Annotated in this window: 14 protein-coding genes; 8 read left to right on the top strand and 6 right to left on the bottom strand. The window is 55.4% G+C overall.

The features are described 5' to 3' along the window. Both C812_RS15845 and C812_RS15840 read right to left on the bottom strand, forming a co-directional pair. Positions 1 to 231: transposase (locus C812_RS15845; protein WP_016313667.1), on the bottom strand; the 231-nt coding region annotated here is incomplete at its 3' end. Positions 232 to 468: 237 nt separating this feature from the next. Then, complete coding sequence (locus C812_RS15840) at positions 469 to 783, bottom strand: putative quinol monooxygenase (protein ID WP_016313666.1); 315 nt, start codon at positions 781 to 783, stop codon at positions 469 to 471. A 405-nt stretch (positions 784 to 1,188) separates the two neighbouring features. On the opposite strand from C812_RS15840, the gene C812_RS15835 reads away from it, so the two are divergent. The 8 genes from C812_RS15835 to C812_RS15800 all read left to right on the top strand — a co-directional run bounded on the left by C812_RS15835 (position 1,189) and on the right by C812_RS15800 (position 13,304). Further along, positions 1,189 to 2,433 carry an IS110 family RNA-guided transposase gene (locus C812_RS15835; RefSeq protein WP_016310842.1) on the top strand — a complete coding sequence of 415 codons (1,245 nt, stop codon included), beginning with the start codon at positions 1,189 to 1,191 and terminating at the stop codon, positions 2,431 to 2,433. Positions 2,434 to 2,722: 289 nt separating this feature from the next. After that, complete coding sequence (locus C812_RS15830; protein ID WP_016313665.1) at positions 2,723 to 3,619, top strand: TIGR01777 family oxidoreductase; 897 nt, start codon at positions 2,723 to 2,725, stop codon at positions 3,617 to 3,619. A gap of 214 nt (positions 3,620 to 3,833) precedes the next feature. Further along, the gene (locus tag C812_RS15825) at positions 3,834 to 5,153 is read left to right on the top strand and encodes an extracellular solute-binding protein (protein WP_016313664.1); all 1,320 of its coding nucleotides are present in this window, start codon (positions 3,834 to 3,836) and stop codon (positions 5,151 to 5,153) included. Between the two features lie 63 nt (positions 5,154 to 5,216). After that, positions 5,217 to 6,095 (top strand): carbohydrate ABC transporter permease, encoded by an 879-nt coding sequence (locus C812_RS15820; RefSeq protein ID WP_016313663.1) that lies wholly within the window; start codon positions 5,217 to 5,219, stop codon positions 6,093 to 6,095. An 84-nt stretch (positions 6,096 to 6,179) separates the two neighbouring features. Further along, complete coding sequence (locus C812_RS15815) at positions 6,180 to 7,004, top strand: carbohydrate ABC transporter permease (RefSeq protein ID WP_051135010.1); 825 nt, start codon at positions 6,180 to 6,182, stop codon at positions 7,002 to 7,004. Positions 7,005 to 7,044: 40 nt separating this feature from the next. Beyond that, positions 7,045 to 9,018, top strand: a complete 1,974-nt coding sequence (locus C812_RS15810) for a sensor histidine kinase (RefSeq protein ID WP_016313661.1) — start codon at positions 7,045 to 7,047, stop codon at positions 9,016 to 9,018. After that, entirely contained in the window at positions 9,015 to 10,598 is a 1,584-nt protein-coding gene (locus tag C812_RS15805; RefSeq protein ID WP_016313660.1) for a helix-turn-helix domain-containing protein, read from the top strand. Before C812_RS15810 ends, C812_RS15805 begins: the two co-directional genes overlap by 4 nt. A 57-nt stretch (positions 10,599 to 10,655) precedes the next feature. Next, a complete protein-coding gene (locus tag C812_RS15800) occupies positions 10,656 to 13,304 on the top strand; it encodes a beta-mannosidase (protein WP_016313659.1) in 2,649 nt (882 codons plus the stop codon). 69 nt (positions 13,305 to 13,373) lie between these two features. On the opposite strand, the gene C812_RS15795 is transcribed toward C812_RS15800, so the two are convergent. From C812_RS15795 to C812_RS15785, 4 genes are all read right to left on the bottom strand, one after another. Beyond that, the gene (locus tag C812_RS15795) at positions 13,374 to 15,383 is read right to left on the bottom strand and encodes a Na+/H+ antiporter (RefSeq protein WP_016313658.1); all 2,010 of its coding nucleotides are present in this window, start codon (positions 15,381 to 15,383) and stop codon (positions 13,374 to 13,376) included. A 182-nt stretch (positions 15,384 to 15,565) separates the two neighbouring features. After that, positions 15,566 to 16,597, bottom strand: a complete 1,032-nt coding sequence (locus tag C812_RS15790; protein WP_016313657.1) for a ribonucleotide-diphosphate reductase subunit beta — start codon at positions 16,595 to 16,597, stop codon at positions 15,566 to 15,568. 293 nt (positions 16,598 to 16,890) lie between these two features. Further along, positions 16,891 to 17,199, bottom strand: coding sequence for a hypothetical protein (locus C812_RS22340; RefSeq protein WP_157274737.1), 309 nt, complete (start codon positions 17,197 to 17,199; stop codon positions 16,891 to 16,893). Between the two features lie 88 nt (positions 17,200 to 17,287). Continuing rightward, positions 17,288 to 19,621 carry a ribonucleoside-diphosphate reductase subunit alpha gene (locus C812_RS15785; RefSeq protein WP_016313655.1) on the bottom strand — a complete coding sequence of 778 codons (2,334 nt, stop codon included), beginning with the start codon at positions 19,619 to 19,621 and terminating at the stop codon, positions 17,288 to 17,290. Positions 19,622 to 19,638: the final 17 nt, after the last annotated feature.

Raw genomic sequence — 19,638 nt, 5'->3', positions numbered from 1 at the left:
TTTCATCGCTTTCTCGTATTTTTCTTCAATCTCTTGAAGTCGTTTGAGTTCTTGAAGGTGTTGGTCTGGCAGTGATGTATCCACATCTGTAATCTGATCTCGGTATGCTCGAATCCAGGTTCGAATGGTTTCTGGGTGCAGGTCATACGACCGGGCAAGCACCCCCACCTTAATCCCGGACAGAGCTTCTCTTACTACCTTTAAACGAAATTCATCTTTGGCTTTTCCCATAACTGAATCCTCTCCCTTATTTCCATTGTAAATCCTTGTAGGGGAGGACTCCAGTTTATTTAGGGGGCCTTAGGGAAAGTGCATTTCATGCAGGGCCAAATCCGGGGAAAGAGGAGCTTTTATCGGATGTAAACTGCACTTTTACATTTAAAACCCTAAATCGAGCCGAATAAGCGAATATGAACTGTACTTTTACATTTCACCTAAGAGAGTAGTTAGGTGTGCGACTTAACCCCTCTACCTCCGACTACTTGATGCCTTTCCCGCCAACGGGCGGAGCAGGATCGATTCCACGCCGGCGATCAAGGGCATGGCACGTTGAATCATCGCTCGCGTGGCTTCATCTTGCAGCGAGGCGTCATGGGCTGCCTTGCTGCTCCAGACTTCGGTAACCCACACGGCCTCGGGCTCCGTCTCCGAAACATTGACTACATACAGTTCACAGTCTGGTTCTGCCCCTGCACCCGCTGCGGCCTCCAGCAAGATCTCGACCAACGAATCGCGTGCTCCGGGTTGCGCTTTGAATTTGGCGTACATGCCGAACTTGTCCATGCACCATCCTCCTCGTATAGTATCTTTAAAAAGCTCTTTTAGGTTCATTTCCATCCCCCCGGGGGATGGAAAACAGCCTCCAAATTTCCAGCTTGTTCTTTGAAAATTCCATCAGGGACTGGACTTTCCGGTATGCCTCTGGACAATGGAACGTAGGGTCCATTCGGGGAAATCCTTCTGCCTCCAGTAGCATCGTCTACTCCTTAAGTCTGTTTCTCCGGTACGCGTCTGAGCTTCTTACCCGCTGGCTGTTCCCTTCGGCATCCCATGCCCGGTTTTAGCAGATCCGGGGCAGCTCATGGCCCGAAGTGTGTCCTCATACGCGAGGGTGATAGATCTGCGCGTGCGCCGGAGGCATCCCGGAGCGTCCATTCCCTGAATCCCTAGCGAAAGGAGGAATTTCACTTGAAGCTTTTTGTCGGTATTGACGTGAGCTCGCAAGAGCTCGAAGCGTGTTTCATGAACGCTGACGGTGACAAGCTTGAGACACTCACCGTCAAAAACAATTTGAATGGCGCCTCGCATTTGCGTGACCAAATCGTCGCTGCAGCGGACAAGTTGGCCGTCACCGAGATTCACATCGGCTTGGAAGCCACTTCCGTCTACAGCTGGCACCCTGCCATGTACCTGCATCAGGATCCAGCGCTTCGAGAGCGCAAGGCCAAGGTGTTCACCTTGAACCCCAAGCTCATCAGCAAGTTCAGAGAAGCCTATGCGGATATGGACAAGACCGACCGGCTCGACGCCTGGGTCATTGCGGATCGCCTGCGCTTCGGCCGCCTGACGACCACCATCGTCATGCAGGAGCAGTATGTCGCCCTTCAACGCCTCACGCGCATGCGTTTCCACTTGGTCCATAACTTGGCTCGCGAGAAGCAGTACTTCTTGCAGAACCTGTTCTACAAGTGCAATGCGTTTACAACCGAGGTCGACAGCTCCGTGTTTGGCCATGCGCTCATGGAGATGCTCTCCGAGAAGTTCAGCCTCGATGACATCGCCGAGATGGACGTGGCCGATCTGGCCGACTATCTGCGGGACAAGGGACGCAATCGTTTCCCCGATCCCGAGCGGGTCGCCCGCTGCATTCAGCAAGCTGCCCGCGCCTCCTATCGGCTGTCCAAGGTCGTGGAGGATTCGATTGACCTGGTGCTCGGCACCTCCATCGAATCCATCCGCAGCATCCAGAAGCAGCTCAAGGATCTCGACAAAGCGATCGAGCGGGTCCTCGACGGCATTCAAGGCGCTCAGTGCTTGCTGTCAGTGCCCGGCATCGGCAAAGTCTATGCAGCCGGTCTGCTCGGCGAACTCGGCGATATTGAACGGTTCAAGGATCAAGCCGCCGTCGCCAAGTACGCGGGTCTGACGTGGCGCAGGCACCAGTCCGGCGTCTTCGAGGCGGAGGACACCGCCCGCATCAAATCCGGCAACCGATTCCTGCGCTACTACCTCGTTGAAGCTGCCAACTCGGTTAGGATGCGCGATGAAGAATTCGGTGAATATTACCGGAAGAAGTATCACGAAGTGCCCAAGAATCAACACAAACGCGCCCTCGTCTTAACGGCAAGAAAACTCGTGCGTCTGGTCGATGTGCTGCTACGCAGCGGCCAACTCTACACGCCTCGAAGGAAGGTGAATAGCGCCAAGGATTAACGCCTCCTTTGCCTTAGTCCTTCACGAATTCCCAGTAAAAATCTGGTATCTGACATGGTTTTTGGCTGGGTTTGGTTTGATGCGCCCTTTTTTCGTGACTCCGCGCTCAACAGGCACGGGAAATTTCCAATTCGATTAAATCAACAGCTTGACATCATACCGCTGGACTTATCTGCAGTTAGAGAGATTATCTCCCAACTCTGCTCGATTTTGCGAATTTTGGATGGAAACCTCATCCTCACCTCCATGATATAATGAAACCAAATATCTGGGCGAAGGAGAGGATCGCATGCCAAAGGTGGTATTGGCCGGGGGAACAGGGTTTGTCGGGCAGGCGTTTGCGCGGCGGTTTCAGGAACGGGGAGCGGACGTTAAGATCATTTCCAGACAAGCTCCGCATATCTCCTGGGAGGACCCAAACGCTATTGTGGAGGCGTTGGAAGGGGCGGACCTGCTGCTTAATTTGGCTGGCCGGTCGGTGAATTGCCGCTATACGCCGGAGAACCGGCGCCAGATCTTGAATTCCCGGACGGAAACGACACGTCAGCTGGGGGAGTGCGTCCTGGCCTGCCATCGTCCGCCGGCATTATGGATGAACTCCAGTACGGCTACAATTTACCGGCATGCGGAAGATCGCCCGATGACGGAGCAGGGCGGGGAAATTGGCACCGGCTTTTCGGTCGACGTCGCGAAGGCGTGGGAGGAGGCTTTTTTTGCCTTTAATCTCCCGGCTACAAGGCAAATCGCCTTGCGGATCGCCATCGTGCTGGACGACGGCGGGGTGATGGCTCCCTTGCGGAACTTAGTGCGCTTTGGGCTGGGCGGAGCTCAAGGATCCGGCCGTCAGCAGTTTAGCTGGATCCATATGGAGGACCTGTTCCGAATCGTCCAGTTCCTGCAGGAGCACCCCGAGCTGGACGGCGTGTTTAACGCATCCGCTCCGAACCCGGTTACGAACCGGGAGCTGATGGCCAGCCTGCGCCGGACGATGGGCGTTCCGATCGGCTTGCCCGCTCCGCGCTGGCTATTGGAGCTGGGCGCACGCCTCATTCGCACGGAAACCGAGCTGGTGCTGAAGAGCCGCTGGGTGTTGCCGGAACGGCTGCAACGGGCGGGCTTCACCTTTCATTACGATACGTTGGATAAAGCCGTGGAGGAAATTGTAGGCCGGATGCGGTCAAGGTAGTCTGCAGGCCGCTGAAGCCGGTTTGCGATGCGGACAAGCAATGGTTTTCTCAACATCATGGGAATCAGAGAACTTTTTTACGGGGTTAACATTTAAGTGCATAAGTGTGGAGTGCCGAAATTTTTCACCCCTGGTGCCGCGATTCTTCTCCTTATGTTTTGAGAGCGCTAACATTACAATGGGTTTAATCAAAGCAAGGGGGGAATCAAACAAGATGAAAAAATGGATCTCATTATTGTGCAGCGCCGCCATGCTGATGGTATTGCTGGCAGGTTGCGGCGGAGGAAATGAAGCTTCCGGCAGCGGAGATAACGGTGGAGAGAAGGTCAGCATCTCCATCTGGCATAACTGGACAGGCCAAGACGCGAAAGCAGTGGCCATGCGGAAAATCATTGAGGACTTCCGGGCGGAGCATCCCGAGATTGAAGTCATCGACGAAGGGCTCCCGACAGACGGGTTGAAGACGCGTCTGCGGACGGTGGCCGCAGCAGACGAAATGCCGGATCTGTTCGTTATGTGGCCGGACGCCATGACGAAGGAGTTCGTGAAGGGCGATTTGCTGCAGCCCATCAATGATGAGCTGGATGCCAATCCGGATTGGAAGAACAACTTCATTCCGAATGCGCTGGACGGTTACACCGTGGACGGAAAAATCTACTCCGTACCGATGAACCTCGCACCAAGCTCGTTTATTTTCTACAATGATGCCCTGTTTAAGAAATATAACGTCAAAGTGCCGGAAACGTGGGAAGAGCTGGAGACCGCTATCCAAACGTTTAACGATAACGGCGTCATTCCAATCGCGCTGGGCAACAAAGCAAACTGGGTTGCACAGTCGACGTTCTTTAGCACCGTGGCAGACCGGATTACCGGTACCGACTGGTTCTTGAAGGCAGTTGATCAAGACGGCGCGAAGTTTACGGATCCTGAGTTTGTCGAAGCGCTGACTACATTCCAGAAGCTGGGTGAAATCAAGGCGTTCCAAGACGGCTTCAACAGTATCGATGAAACGCAAATGATGCAGCTGTACTTCCAAGGGAATGCCGCTATGGTCGTCAACGGCGGTTGGGCATTAGCAAACCTGGTGAACAATGCACCGGCGGAAGTGCTGGATAACACGCATATCACCATCGTTCCGACGATTCCAGGCGGCAAAGGCGCGCCAGACACCACTTCGGGCGTCGTGGGTACCGGCCTGGGAGTCAGCAAGAAGCTGACGGGAGCCCGGAAAGAAGCTGCTATGAAGCTGTTCTATGCACTGGCTGGTCCTGATGGACAGAAGGCTACCTTGGAGAGCAGCACCTTGGTCAGCTACAATATCGAGCTCGACAAGAGCAAAGCGCATCCGCTGTTTGTTGAACTGTACGATTTGATTCAACGCGTGAAGATTGTGCCGGTTTACGACTCCAAGCTGGGCTCGGCCACGGTTGAAGTGGTGAACAACGGGCTGCAGGAGCTGCTGATGGGCGGTAAGGCAGAGGATATTGCGCGCAAAATCCAGGATGCACAGGCTGCAGCGGTAGCCGCCAATTAAAGCGAACCCCTTCCCCTCAGGGGGAGGGGGATTATTTTTTTCCCTTAAAGGATGTGAGTAAGCATGAACGCATTGCGCAGCAAGAGCTTTATCATCACCGGGCTGCTGCCCGCGCTGGTGATCTACTCGCTGTTCGTCTTCGTGCCGGTGATCTGGTCGGCTTACTACGGCTTCTTCAACTGGTCGGGCATCGGCGAAGCGAAATACACCGGACTCAGCAATTATGCGGAAATCCTGCGGGACCCCATATTCTGGCGGGCGCTGAAAAATAACGTCGTGTTCGTGCTGGCCTCGGTGTTCGGACAAATTCCACTCGCTCTCGTGTTGGCCGTGCTGCTGCATAAGAGCAACCTGCTGCAGCGCTTCCTGCGCTCAGCGGTATTCCTCCCGATGGTGTTGTCCACGGTGGTCATCGGGATGATCTGGCAGTACATTTATCATCCGCAGATTGGGATTCTGAACTTCCTGCTGGATGCGTTAGGATTGTCCAGTTGGAAACTGGATTGGCTCTCGGATGGCAATATTGCGATCTATTCACTGCTGCCCCCGCTGATCTGGAGCTACGTTGGATTGTATCTCATCATCTTCATGTCGGCGCTCCAGAACATTCCGGGCGAGATTCACGATGCGGCCAAAATTGACGGCGTCTCCGGCGCCCGCAAGCTGCTGACCATCTCGCTGCCGATGATTAAGAACACGGTGCAGGTGGCGGTAATTTTATGTATTTCGGGCAGCTTGAAGTCCTTCGACCTGGTGTACATCATGACGAAGGGCGGACCGGCGCATGCGACGGAGTTGCTGGCGACGTATATGTATAACTCTACGTTCTCGACCTACCGGTACGGATTCGGGAGCGCAATTTCCACCAGCATTATGATCATTAGTCTGTTGTTGATCGGAACCAGCCAGTGGCTGACCAATCGCAAAAAAGACGCCGCTTAAGGAAAGGAGGAGCCCATGAACTTGAACATCAATACAACCACAACGTTGTCCGCAAAAAAAGCCGGGGTTGGCGGCGGCGGACGAATGTTACGGAAGACAGGCCGCACGTTGTTTTGGGGGCTGCTGACGATTTATGGCGTGATCACGTTGTACCCGTTCTTATGGCTGGTGATCAGTGCGTTTAAGACGAATGAGGATTTCTACGTCCGGCCCTTTGGATTGCCGCAGGTGTGGCACTTTGACAATTTCACGCGGGCTTGGGAAAGCTCGCGGCTGGGCACGGCATTTGGCAATTCGGTGCTCGTGGCAATCGGCTCGCTGGTGCTGACGTTGTTTATCGCCGCGCTGACTTCATTTATTCTCGCTCGCTTCCAGTTCCGCTGGAAAGGCGGGGTGCTGACCTTTTTCGTGATTGGGATGCTGATTCCGATTCATAGTACGTTAGTCCCGTTGTTTATTCTCATGAAGCAGATGTCGCTGCTCAACACGTATTGGGCGCTGATTTTGCCATATACCGCCTTTGCGTTGCCAACAGCAATATTCGTGTTGACGGCCTATTTAACAAGCGTGCCGCGCGATCTGGAGGAGGCAGCGTTTATCGATGGGACTGGATTGTGGGGGTTATTCTTCCGCATCATGCTGCCGATGTCGGTTCCGGCGTTGGCGACGGTGACGATTCTAAGCTTCCTGCATTCCTGGAACGACTTCTCCTTTGCGCTGGTGTTCATCAACAAGACGGCGCTCAAAACGTTGCCGCTGGCCATCGCCAACTTCGCTGACGGTTATCAGACGGATTATGGCTTGTCGCTCGCCGGTATGACGTTGTCGGTGATCCCTACGATCGTCCTCTATTTGCTGTTCCAAGAACAAATGATGAAGGGGATGACGGCCGGCGCGGTGAAAGGATAAGGGAGGAACATCCTACACCGGGGCAAAGGGGGAGCGCAAGATGTTGCATAAATGGTTGACTACGTCGCTTCAGCGCAAGCTGTCGGTGGTGGTTGCAGGGTCCATGATCGTGCCGATGCTGGCTTTGGGACTGTTCGCCTTTGTGATCTCTTCCAACATTACGGAGGAGAAAACGAAGCTGACCGGCAGTGACATGCTGAAGCAAATGGACGCCAATTTGCGCTTTATGTTGGAGGATATCGAGACATTATCGATTTTCTTAATTGGGGAACGGGATCTGCAGGCCTATCTGGCGGGCCCGGAGGACGACGAAGCGAAGCGGACGGAGCTGGTCGGGCGCATGACCAATTTGGCGGCCTCCAAGCCTTATATCGCGAATATCGTGATCTATCCCGAACGATTCGACGCGCGGCTGTCCACGGCCACCTGGTATGAAAATGAGCTTCCCGAGGAGGCGGCGAAGGCGATTGCCAGCGGGAGAAAAACGTGGTCCAGCGTGTACGAAATTCGCGACTACGCTGGGATGGAGCAGGTGATCACCTTGTTTCGCCCCATCCGCAGCATCTACGATTTTCGCCGCTTGGGTTGGCTGGCGATCAGCCTGGATGAACGGGAGTTAGCCCGTAATCTGGAATCACCGGAGTTTGGTCAAGGGATGGGCAAGGTGGAGCTGGTTGGGGGAGACGGGACGATTCTGTCCTCTGCCGACAGATCCAGGCTGGGCCGGCCGCTGGATGAGTATGTGCCCGGTCTGTTCGCCTTGCTGCCAAGGCGCATCCCGGAAGGAGAAGATATCGGGAGCGAACCGCTCTCTGCCAGTATGAACATCAGCGGCAGCGTAATCTTCGGCGAAGGGGACGGAAAGTCGACCGTGCTGTACCGTCATGAGCCGTTAACCGGCTGGATGCTGGTGGGCAGCGTTCCTTACGACCAATACCGGGCGGAGAACCGCTATATTCTCACGTTAACCGCCGAGGTCGTAGGCGTGTCGGTGCTCGTGTGCACGCTGCTCATCTGGTTTACCGTTCGCCGGATTACCCGGCCGCTGCGCGTGTTAACCCGTCATTTGTCGCGGATCGATCCGGAGCGGCCTTTGCCGCGTTTTCCGGCGACCTCGGATGATGAGATCGGGCGGTTGGGCCACAGCTACAACATGCTTGGCGCGCATATCGAACAATTGAAGCGGGAAGTCATCCGCGGCGAAGCCCGCAAGAAAGAGGCTGATTTACGGGCCTTACAGGCGCAGATCAATCCGCATTTTTTATACAATACGTTGTCATCGATCCATTGGATTGCCCTGATGTCAGGAGAGCGGCGGATCGCCGATATGGTTGAAGGGTTAAGCGACTTCTTGCGGATCAGTCTTAATCAAGGCAAAGATTACTGCCCGGTTGAGCAGGAGGTGGCCCATATCCGAAATTATGTGCGCGTCCAATCGATCCGCTTCCCCGATAAATTTACGGTCGAGTATTTCGTAGATGAGACGCTGAACGACAAGTGGATGCTGAAGCTGCTGCTGCAGCCTTTGGTGGAAAATGCCTTGATCCATGGGATCCAAAAACGCGAAGGAATCGGTACCATCACCATCTTCATCCAGCCGGAGGGAAGACGCATGCGCGTAACGGTCATGGACGACGGGCTTGGCATGAACGCCGAGCGCTTGGAGGAGGTACGCCAATCGTTGCTGCTGCCCGCCGCTCACGGGGAGGAGAACGGGCGGCCCGGGATATCAGGAACGGCCTTGGCGGAGACGGCGGCAATGACGGTTACGGATGCCCCAACCCCTGTTCCAGTTGCTTTAACCGGAACTGCAGCCTCGACCTCGGCAACTCGGGTAACTGCGTCATCAGCAGCGACCACACCTGCAGGATGGTCGGCCGGATACGGGCTGCGTAACGTCAACGAGCGGCTGCTCTTGCACTACGGACAGGAAGCGGGGCTCTCGATCGACAGCCGGGAAGGCGAGGGCACGCAGGTTTCATTTTCCATTCCGATCATGGAGGAATCGCCATGAATGTATTAATTGTAGATGACGAGGTGATTATCCGGACTGGGCTGGCCAGCGTCATCTCCTGGAGCGAGCTCGGACTCCATTTACTCCAGCCGGCTGCTTCTGCAGAGGAGGCGCTTGAGCGGCTGGAGGGGGAACGTCCGGATATTTTAATTACTGACATCCGGATGAATGGGTTAACCGGCCTAGAGCTGGCGGAAGAAGCAGTGAGACGGTTGCCTGGGCTGGAAGTGATCATTTTGTCCGGATATGGAGATTTTGCTTATGCCCAACAGGCGATTCGCCAAGGCGTTAGCGATTACCTGTTAAAAACGAGCAAACCGGAGGAAATCATCCGGACCGTGCTCAAAGCCAAGCAGCGGTTATTGGAGCGCCGGGCTGAGGATTCCCGCGCCCATCGGCAGGCACGGGAAGAACGGCAACGGCAGTTGTATAAATGGGTGATCGAGGGTGAGACGGGAGCGGCTCCCGGGGTTCCTGAGCCCTCAGATTCAAGTCAGCAGCTGAAGACCTTCGGGCATTCGGAGTACCGGCAAGTGCTGATTCTAACCGCCGGCGGCTGGGGGCAGGAGGAGGAGACCGGCTCGCTTCTGCGGTTTGCCGTCCAAAATATGCTGGAAGATCTGCTGCCAGGCGCGGCGGTGTTGATCCATCAAGGGCAGATCGTTTGTGTGACGGCGCCTGAGCAGAGTTTTCCGCTATCCAGTGAACAGCGGTTTAAGGGGATGCTGGAGCGGATCGAAAACTTGCTGAACTGCCAGCTGCGCTTGGCTGTCGGCGTACCTGTGGAAGAGCAGGATCAAGTGCATCATAGTTATGTGACTGCCCAGGCGGCTTTGGCTTATCATGATCTGCTGCCCGGCGCGAAGCTGCTGGATTACCAGGCGTTCGCGGACCGGAAAGGCGGGAAGACGGTCATCACGCAAGAAGAGGAGAATGAGCTTGGCTCGATCTTACTAGAGCAGGATCGGATGGCGTTGCGCGCGTGGACACATCGGCTGGCTGACGAGCTCACCGCAGATCCGGAATGCACGCCGGAATCGTATCAAGCCTGCCTGCAGTCCGCCGCCGTTGCCGCACACCGCTGGCTGGAGCGTACCCTCCGGGCGTTAGGGAAGGAAGGGGCCGCGCGCTTCACACCTTGGCAACAGCAGCACAACGGAGGTGCGAAGCTGAAGGATGAGCTGTTCCGCCATTTGCACGCCGTCATGAGCTTGTACCATGGTCATTTGGGCGAGGGGCAGGCTTCCCATGTGCAGCGGGCCAAAGCCTATATGGAGTCTTGCCCGGCGGAGGAGTTAAGCTTGCAGCAGGTTGCAGCTTATGTGCACCTGCATCCCGGCCATCTCAGCGAGCTGTTCAAAAAAGAAACCGGCAGCACTTTTAACGATTACGTTACGGCCTTGCGGATGCGCCGGGCCATGGAGCTGCTGGCGGTATCGCCAGCGAAGGTAAGTGAAATCGCCGGACTCACCGGATACGAGGACGTGAAATATTTCAGCCGGCTGTTTAAGAAGTATACCGGCAAGACGCCAAGCGAATTCCGCGAGGAAACGCCGGGCGGGACGATTCGGCAAGCTTAGCAGTACGGAAGGGATATTTTTTGATACACCATTTCATCAGGAAAAGAGGGACGATTTATGATCCTATCGGGACCATGGAAGCTGCAGCATTTTGAGGTTGGAGAGAAGCCGCCCCTGGAACTGGCCGCTCCCGGTCTGGACGACCGCTTCTGGGTGGAGACCCACGTCCCGAGCGACGTACACTCAACGCTGCTCGCCCGTGGTTTGATCGATTCCCCGTATTACGGGCACAACGATGCGAAATGCCGCTGGATCGAGCGGAAGGAGTGGTGGTACCGCACGACGTTTGAGCTGGAGGCCCTGCCGGGGGAAACGGAGCGAATCGAGCTTGTCTTTGAAGGACTGGACACGTATGCGTCTGTTTTTGTTAACGGACATGAGATCGGTTCAGCGTCCAACATGTTCCGCTGCTACACGTTTGATGTCACGCGGATCGTCCGTGAGGGGCGGAATACGATTGCCGTTCGTTTTGATCCGCTGTATTTGCATCATCGGGACAAAGAGCAGCTCGAATGGTCCTCGTATACGAAGGAGCGGCCATGGATTCGCAAGGCGGCGATGAATTTTGGCTGGGATTGGGGGCCGCGCATCGTCACGACTGGAATCTGGGGACCGGTTCGACTGGAGCGTCGCAGATTGGCGAAGCTGACAAGCGTATATGCCGCGACGATCTCTGCGACGGCAGAGGAGGCGGTGATTCAGATCAGCGCCGAAGTGGAGGCTTATCGCTCCGGGACGGCGGCGGTTGCTGCCCTCCGCTTGCTGGATGCGGAAGGCGAGGAGGTTGCGTCGGCCACACTTTCGATGCTGGATGCAGAGCAGCCCCTTATAGGTGGACAAGCCGCGTTAAGACAAGCTTTCCCGAATGCAATCCGCACCAAAGGGGCCGCATCGGCCGAACTACGCGTCACCAAGCCGCGGCGGTGGTGGACGCATGACTTGGGCGAGCCTTATTTGTACACGCTGGAAGTGACGCTGCTGGCCGGGGATGAAGAGGTTGACCGTTACGAGCAGCCCTTTGGTATACGGACGTTGGAATTATCGCTTGAGCAACCGGACGGCAGTCCGTCATTTGCCTTTATCCTTAATGGCATTAAGGTTTATGCCAAAGGAGCGAATTGGATTCCGGCAGATCATCTGATCGGATCGATTCCGGAGTCGACGTACCGCGGGTTAATTGAACTGGCGGTGGAAGGGCATATGAACATGCTGCGCGTATGGGCGGGCGGCATTTATGAGAAAGAGATTTTTTACGAGGAGTGCGACCGGCGCGGGGTGCTGGTATGGCAGGATTTCGCTTTTGCCAATGCGTTGTTCCCGGACTTCAACCATGACTTTATGGACAATGTGCGCCAGGAAATTATCGATAACGTCAAGCGGTTGCGGAATCGGGCTTCGCTGGCGCTCTGGTGCGGCAATAACGAAATCGATTGGCTGTATGACATGAAGTCGGCGGGCGGGGAGATTACCGGGGATTTTTATGGAGAATCGATTTATCATGAACTGATTCCCGGCTTGCTGGCTGAGTTGGATCCGTATCGACCGTATTGGCCTTCGTCGCCGTACGGGGCGCAGGATGGGTATGATGCCAATGATCCGAATCAGGGGGACCGTCATAACTGGCAGGTATGGCACGGGTCGGTGTATCCGCGTATGCAGGGCGAGAAGCCGCTATTGGATTACAGCATCCAAGGGGTCACTTTCAAAAATTTCAAACAAGACTTTGCCTTATTCAGCAGCGAGTTTGGCATGCACGCTTCCGCAAACCGGTATACGCTGGAGAAGAACATCCCAGAGGGACAGTTTACTTGGGGAAGCGCCGAGATGGCGTACCGGAATAAGGATACGAATCATCGTAAAGGGATTTTGCTCATGGAGGGCTATACCGGAATTCCGCGGGATATCGAGGAGTACATGAATTTCTCCATGTTAACGCAGGCCGAGGGGCTGAAATACGGGATCGAACATTATCGTCGGCATCGTCACCGGAACAGTGGTGCACTGGTGTGGCAGCTCAACGACAGCTGGCCGGGGACGAGCTGGTCGATGATTGATTACGAGCTGTTGCCGAAAGCTTCGTATTATTATGGGAAGACGTTTTTTCATCCGGTGCTCTTGTCGCTGGAGCATGAACCGGGCGAGCCGCTGCACGTGTGGGTCGTGAACGATACGCTGGAGCGGCTGGAGGGAACCATGATTGTAACGGTTCATCCTTTGGTTCAGCAAGGGGGTGCGGCCAAAACGGCGGAAGGTACGAGAGACGGGGGGATTCGTCAGTTTACGCTTCCGGCTGTGGTGCCGCCGCAAACCGCGGTGCGGCTTGGGCGCTTGGAAGAGGCCGAGGCGCTGGCGGGGTTGGCGCCGGAAGAGGTGCTGGTGGAGCTGAGCGCTGCGGGGTTCAGCGCGCCGGTGAACCGCTATTACCTGCGCGATCCGAAGGAGCTGCGCTTGCCAGCGGCTGAACTGGACGTGCAGGTGGACGAAGCGGAGCAGACCGTCACGGTCACCGCCTCCGGCGGGACGGCCGCCCGGCTGGTCAAGCTGGAGCTGCCGCTGGGCGGGGTCCGCTACAGCGACAACTACTTCGACCTGCTGCCGGGCGAGAGTCGGACGGTGCGCCTCCGGCACCCGGACGGCTTGTCATTGCCCTGGGCGGCGCTGCGGGTTGGCGCTCTGAACGCCGCCGTCTGGCTGGGCAAGCGCTAAGGCGGTCGGCGGGGCGAGCCGATGCGACAGCATCCAAAAACACCTCCACATTTGTGGAGGTGTTTTTGGCTATTCCTCGTGCTCGAAGAGGGTGATGCCCTCGATTTGGTTGATCGTTCTGCGCAGCTCCCGGGCTTGCTCTCGGCTGATGTCGCCGTTTTCGAACATCCGGTTGATTTCTGCGCGTTCGGCATCCATTACGATCAGCCGCAGTTCTTCCTTCTGCGCTTCCGTCTTCTCGTTGAAGGGACTTGCGGAACCTTTCAGACGTGCGATGGCACGCTTGTAATCCAGGATGACATATTGAACGATGTTGTCGGAATCGTCTCCCTTTTTCAACCCCTGTAAATATTCGAGTGCTGCTTGCAAGGCCTTCAGGTGAATGTCCCGCCCTACGGCCTTCAAGTTGTCATCTTTGTATTTCCGTCTTGCGCGGCGGAAATCCCGGACGGTCGTACCGACCAGGAAGAAGAAGCGGGAGCTTCCGCTTTGCGACAGCTTCTCTTCCCGGTGATCCAAAGCCTTCTCGAAGGTTTCATACATCTCTTTATCGATGCTGCCTTCCTGGACGGCTTGTTGGATGTAGTTGCGTTCTACCCTAAGTGCGGCCCGGTGCAGTTCGGTAATTTTTCCGAGCATCTCGGGTCGGTCAAGCCGCCGAGCGCCCCATTGATCCAACGCGGGCTTCAGCAGCCGGCTATACTCGTCCATAAGCTGGTAGGCTGCGACTTTGTTGTCGTCGTCCATGACCTCTTTGATCTTGTTCAGCGCCACGCGCAACACGCGGGTCCGAGCTTCGTTGTAATCGAGGAACGGGCTGTCTTCTTCGCCGGGTGCTCCCCCTTTGCTAAGCATCGGCAAAAAGATCGTGGCTGCGATCAACGTAAACAAGATCACGCCCGCGGCCAAGAACAGAATCAACGACCGTTCCGGGAACGGACCGCCGCTGGCTACGACATAAGGGATAGACAGGACCCCCGCCATCGTAACCGCGCCGCGAACCCCGGTCAAGGTCAGCATCAGGCTGGACTTCGCTGTAGGTTTATCCCCTTTGCCTTTCTTGTAATCATGAATGGCAAATAGATGCGACCAGATAAAGCGAATCCCCAAGATGCCAACCCCAACAATGAGCACGTACCCAATCGCCAGCACATTGTTAATATTCGGGTTAGCGACCGTATCCTGAATGGACGAAGGGATGTTGAGACCGAGCAGCAGGAAGACAACCCCGTTCAGGATGAACAGCAGGGTCGACCAAATATTTTCCGTTAACAATTGCTCCTCGGCCAGCATCGTTTCCGTCCGCTCCCGCATCAGCGAATGCACGATCCCGCCGACAACAACGGCAATAACGCCGGAAGCATGCAGGAATTCCTCCGTCACGATGAAGATCAGGAACGGTGTGAGAATTTGCAGCAGCGAGTGCAGCGTCGTATCCTTAATCCCTTGTTTGAGCAGGGAGAACCGGATCCAGGCCATCGCCAAGCTGAGCACGAAACCAAGCAAAGCCCCGACCACGAACATATAGGAGAAGTCAAACAACGCTTCTTTCAGGGAAAAATAACCTGTCACAACCGCCGCAACCGCGTAGTTAAAAGCGACCAGGCCGGAGGCATCATTGATCAACGATTCACCCCGGACCAGATTCAGCACCTTCTCCGGGATATGAATCCGCTTGGCAATCCCGTTGACCGCCACTGGATCGGTAGGGGAGAGGATCGCCGCCAGCGCAAACGCGGCAGCGAGCGGAATGTCAGGAATGACGGCATGAATGAGGTAACCGCCTCCCAACGTAGTTAATACGACGAGGATGATGGCATTCCCCAGAATCGCTCCGCGCATATTCCATAACTGGTCACGGGGGAAGTACCTTCCGTCGTTATACAACAGAGGCGCTACGAAGAGCAGCAAGAACCATTCCGTTTCAAGTTCGAGCGAGAACTCATTGTAGGCTAATGCAATGAGGATCCCAAGGGCGATTTGAGTCAGTGCAGTTGGGATCATTGGGATGTAGTGGCTGATAATGTTGGATACCACTAGACAGATGAGCAGCAAGATAACCGTAATCAGCAAATCCATGCATGCAACGTCCTTCCGAATGTGTTTCGGGCACTAGGCCGATGGTTTAGGATGGTAATGATTATAGCATATCCTGCTTTTTTAAACCGAATTTAAATAGACAAACTTTTCTGCAAAAAAAAGCTCCTCCGTAGCCGATGCGGAAGAGCCATAGATCCGTTTCACTTAAGCAGAGCAAGGAATTACAGGTCATCGAACCCGTTGTCGTCGCCGACCTTGCCATAGTTGCGAGATTTCGCTTCGAAGAAGTCCGTTTTCGTCGCGTTCAGCGCTTCATCGGAGAACGGCTTGATCCACGGCATGCAGTTGATATCCACACCTTCATAGGCTTTGTCCAGCCCCATCAACGTCAGCCGTTTGTTCGCGATGTACTTAATGTAATCGGACAATTCGTTTAAGTCGATGCCAGGGACATTTTTTAAGGTATAGTGCGCCCAGTTCGTCTCTAGTTCGACCGCCTTGTCGATTGTGCGATAGGCGTAATCGATATTTTCCTTCGTGTTGAGTTCCGGATAATCGATCAGCAGTTGTTTGAACACTTCGGCGAAGAAGTAGCAGTGCTGGTTCTCATCCCGTTGGATGTACGAGATCATTTGGCTGGTGCCCATCATTTTCTGGTCCCGCGCCAGATTGTAGAAGAATGCGAACGTACTATAGAAGAAGATGCCCTCCAGAATAAGATCCGCTACCAGCGCTTCAAAAAACGATTGCGGCGTAGGTTCGTCACGGAAGTTCTGATAGATGTTCGCGATAAATTTGTTGCGGTCCAGCAGCACTGGATCGTGCTTCCAATACTCGAAAATTTCTTTCTGCTCCTGCTCCGACACGATCGAGGACAGCACGTAGGAGTAGGATTGGTTATGTACGACTTCCTGCTGCCCGATGATCGCCGAGATCGCCTCCAACGAGGAGTCGGTGAAGTAGCGTTTGACGTCGCCGACAAACATCGTCTGCATCGAGTCGAGCACCGCCAAGAGCGAGATGTTGATCTTGAAGGTACGTTGCTCTTCCGGATCGAGCAGGGCGAATTGCTGTGCGTCTTTGGCCATCGGGATCTCGTCAGCGATCCAGTGGTTGAGCAGGAGCACCTTGTACAGCTTGTACATATGCGGCATGCGGATGTCGTTCCAGTTCAGGATGCCTGAGCATTCGCCGCCGATGATGCGCGTAGATTTGTTGGGGGCTTCGGTATTAAAAATCGTTTGAAGTTGCATGGGATTTTCGCTCCTTAATTTTTGTTGAGTAAGTTGTACATGGGATGGGGGTGCGGGATCAGGCCGCCGGCGTTTCTCTAGAATCATTTCACCCTCTGGCCCATACCCGCATGTATATATGTTCAAAACGTGAGCGCATCCCCGCAGGGGATAGCGTCTCCAAGCACGCAGTTACGCTCAAAGCGCCTTTGCTGCTCCTTCGTCTTGCGCCAAAGGTAAGTGCATCCCGAAGGGACAACGCCTCCCAGCACGAAGTTCCGCCTAAAGCGCCCCGGATGCTTTCTCGTTATGCACTAAAAAGTAAGTGCATCCCCGAAGGGGACAACGACGGTTACGCACGGAGCAGCACCATGTCCGCCGCAGTCGCAGTCCCCGCCCCGCAGGAGCACTGCAGTAGAGCGGGCCCGAAGGGCGACAAGCGGCTCACTGCACATATGCCGCCCGGGTGCGCCGACAGCAGCAGTCCTGAGCAGCACGGTTTTCCAGGTCACTCGGGAGCGCCCAAAGTAAGACGTACCCGAAGGGGGAAAAGCGTTCCACGAGCCAACCTCAGCGAATCCCCGATAGGGGAGAGCGCGCAGGAGCGCCTCTTGCTCTCCCACGTTCTTCCCCTTTGCGGGAGACCAGAGGGCAGCAGGCCCTCGGGCGCCCTCCCTTACGGTAAGGGAGGGGTGGGGAGGGTTGAGTACCTCATGAGGCGCAGCTCTCACACTCCTCAATCGTCAACGCCCGGCTCCGCACATAATACGTCGACTTCAACCCGGCCTTCCAAGCATGCAGATGCAGGTCAAGGAAGTCAGTGGCCCGGATGTCCGGCCGCACGTACAGGTTGAAGCTTTGGCCTTGGTCGACGTGGCGCTGGCGCGCACCGGCCATTTCGATCGACCAATGCTGATCGATCAGGAACGCGGTCTTGTAGTACCAGATCGTTTTTTCGGACAGGTCCGGTGCCGGATTGGCGATTTTGTACGTCGTCTTCTCTTCATACGAGAGCAGCTCGTACAACGGATCGATGCTGGCGGTGGAGCCGGCGATAATCGAGGTTGAACCGTTAGGGGCGATGGCGAACATCCAGGCGTTGCGAACGCCGTTCTCACGCACTTCCTTCTGCAGCTCGCGCCATTGCTCGGTCGTCACGTATTTGCCTTCGCGGGAGCCGTCCACGTAACCGCGGGATACGAAGTATTGCCCGGTTTCCCAATCGGAGCCGGAAAATTTCGGATATTTGCCTTTTTCCTTAGCCAGCTCCATGCTGGATTGGATCAGGAGGTAGTTGATCTTTTCATACAGCGCGTCATTGTATTCCACGGCCTCCTGGGATTCCCAGCGGATGCCTTCGAGCGCGAGCAGATGGTGCAGGCCAAACGTGCCGAGCCCGATCGCCCGATACTGGCTGTTCGTATACTGCGCTTGCAGCACTTCAATATTGTTGATGTCGATAACGTTATCAAGCATCCGCGTCTGAATCGGTACTAACCGCTCCAGTACGCCGGCCGGTACTGCGCGGGCCAGGTGGATGGAGTTCAGGTTGCAGACGACGAAGTCGCCCGGGATTTTGGACACGACGATCCGTGTTTGTCCGTCCTTCGTCACCAGTTCCTCTTGCTCGACGACAGTTGGCGATTGATTTTGCATAATCTCCGTACACAGATTTGACGAGTAAATCATCCCATGCGCGCGGTTCGGGTTCGCCCGGTTTACCGTATCGCGGTAGAACATGTACGGTGTGCCGGTCTCAAGCTGCGATTTCATGATGCGCTTCATGATATCAATCGCTGGCATCGTGATGCGTGACAGAGTAGGGTGGGCCACGGCTTCGGCGTATTTTTCACGGAAGCTGCCTTTCCCAAGCTCCTCGTCATAGAAATCCTCCAGCCCCAACGCACGCCCGTTCTCATCCTTCCAGCCCATCGTCTTCTTCACTTCGTGCGGGCAGAACAGATGCCATTCCCCGCGGGCCTCCACCGCCTCCATAAACAGATCAGGCAAGCATACGCCGTGGAAGACGTCATGCGCGCGCATCCGCTCGTCACCGTTGTTCAGCTTCAAGTCGAGGAAGGCGAGAATATCTTTGTGAAAAACATCCAGATAAACCGCAATCGCACCTTTACGAGTTCCCAGCTGGTCGACGCTGACGGCGGTGTTGTTCAGCTGGCGAATCCAAGGGATTACGCCGGAGCTGGTGTTCTTGTGGCCGCGAATGTCCGAGCCGCGCGCGCGGACCTTGCCGAGGTAAACGCCGATGCCGCCGCCCATTTTGCTCAAGCGGGCAACGTCGGTATTGGAGTCGAAGATGCCCTCAAGGGAATCGTCAACGGTATCAATAAAGCAGCTGGAGAGCTGGCCGGCTACTTTTTTACCGGCATTGGACATCGTTGGGGTTGCCGCGGTCATATACAGGTTGCTCATCGCCCAATACGCTTCCTTCACCAGCTCCAGACGCTTCTCTTCCGGCTCTTTATGCATCAGGTACATGGCGATGACCATATAACGCTCCTGCGGAAGTTCCATTGTCCGTCCGTCGAAGTCGGTCGCCAGGTAACGCTCCGTTAACGTCAACAGACCGATGTAGTCGAACAGCAGATCGCAGGATGGGTCTATCGTGCGGCCCAGCTCTTCAATTTGCTCTTTCGTATAGCACTCCAGCAGCTCTTCGCGGTAAATACCGAGCTGGCATAGCTCGGTGATGAGGTGATAGAACGACCCGTAAGGTTGCTCTGGATAGGCTTTGTAGCGACGATGAACCGCTGCTTTCTTATACAGAGAGGTAAGCAGGGAGCGAGCCGCTGCATATTTCCAATCCGGCTCATCTTTGCTGACCAGCTCCAGCGCGGACATCGTGAACGCATTACTGATTTCTTCCCCGGTCACCACATCCCGGCGGAGCTTCGCATGGACGCCGCGCAGCAGGCGCTCTTTATTGACGTTATGTAATCCTTGCAAAATCCGGTCAGCATAGACGCCAAGGCGTGCGCTGTCAAACGCAAGCTGTCGGTTATTTGGTTTTGTCACTAGAGTAGGCATGAGATAAATCCTCACTT

The organism is Paenibacillus barengoltzii G22 (assembly GCF_000403375.2).
Classification (GTDB): Bacteria; Bacillota; Bacilli; order Paenibacillales; family Paenibacillaceae; genus Fontibacillus; species Fontibacillus barengoltzii.
Note: the sequence above shows the minus strand (reverse complement) of the source record. Positions and strands in the feature narration are given on the sequence as shown.

What these genes read in the sequence shown, in the direction of transcription:
- C812_RS15840 (WP_016313666.1), bottom strand. Translation starts at nt 783, where the DNA reads ATGGACAAGTTCGGCATGTACGCCAAATTCAAAGCGCAACCCGGAGCA.
- C812_RS15830 (WP_016313665.1), top strand. Translation starts at nt 2,723, where the DNA reads ATGCCAAAGGTGGTATTGGCCGGGGGAACAGGGTTTGTCGGGCAGGCG.
- C812_RS15825 (WP_016313664.1), top strand. Translation starts at nt 3,834, where the DNA reads ATGAAAAAATGGATCTCATTATTGTGCAGCGCCGCCATGCTGATGGTA.
- C812_RS15820 (WP_016313663.1), top strand. Translation starts at nt 5,217, where the DNA reads ATGAACGCATTGCGCAGCAAGAGCTTTATCATCACCGGGCTGCTGCCC.
- C812_RS15815 (WP_051135010.1), top strand. Translation starts at nt 6,180, where the DNA reads ATGTTACGGAAGACAGGCCGCACGTTGTTTTGGGGGCTGCTGACGATT.
- C812_RS15810 (WP_016313661.1), top strand. Translation starts at nt 7,045, where the DNA reads ATGTTGCATAAATGGTTGACTACGTCGCTTCAGCGCAAGCTGTCGGTG.
- C812_RS15805 (WP_016313660.1), top strand. Translation starts at nt 9,015, where the DNA reads ATGAATGTATTAATTGTAGATGACGAGGTGATTATCCGGACTGGGCTG.
- C812_RS15800 (WP_016313659.1), top strand. Translation starts at nt 10,656, where the DNA reads ATGATCCTATCGGGACCATGGAAGCTGCAGCATTTTGAGGTTGGAGAG.
- C812_RS15795 (WP_016313658.1), bottom strand. Translation starts at nt 15,383, where the DNA reads ATGGATTTGCTGATTACGGTTATCTTGCTGCTCATCTGTCTAGTGGTA.
- C812_RS15790 (WP_016313657.1), bottom strand. Translation starts at nt 16,597, where the DNA reads ATGCAACTTCAAACGATTTTTAATACCGAAGCCCCCAACAAATCTACG.
- C812_RS15785 (WP_016313655.1), bottom strand. Translation starts at nt 19,621, where the DNA reads ATGCCTACTCTAGTGACAAAACCAAATAACCGACAGCTTGCGTTTGAC.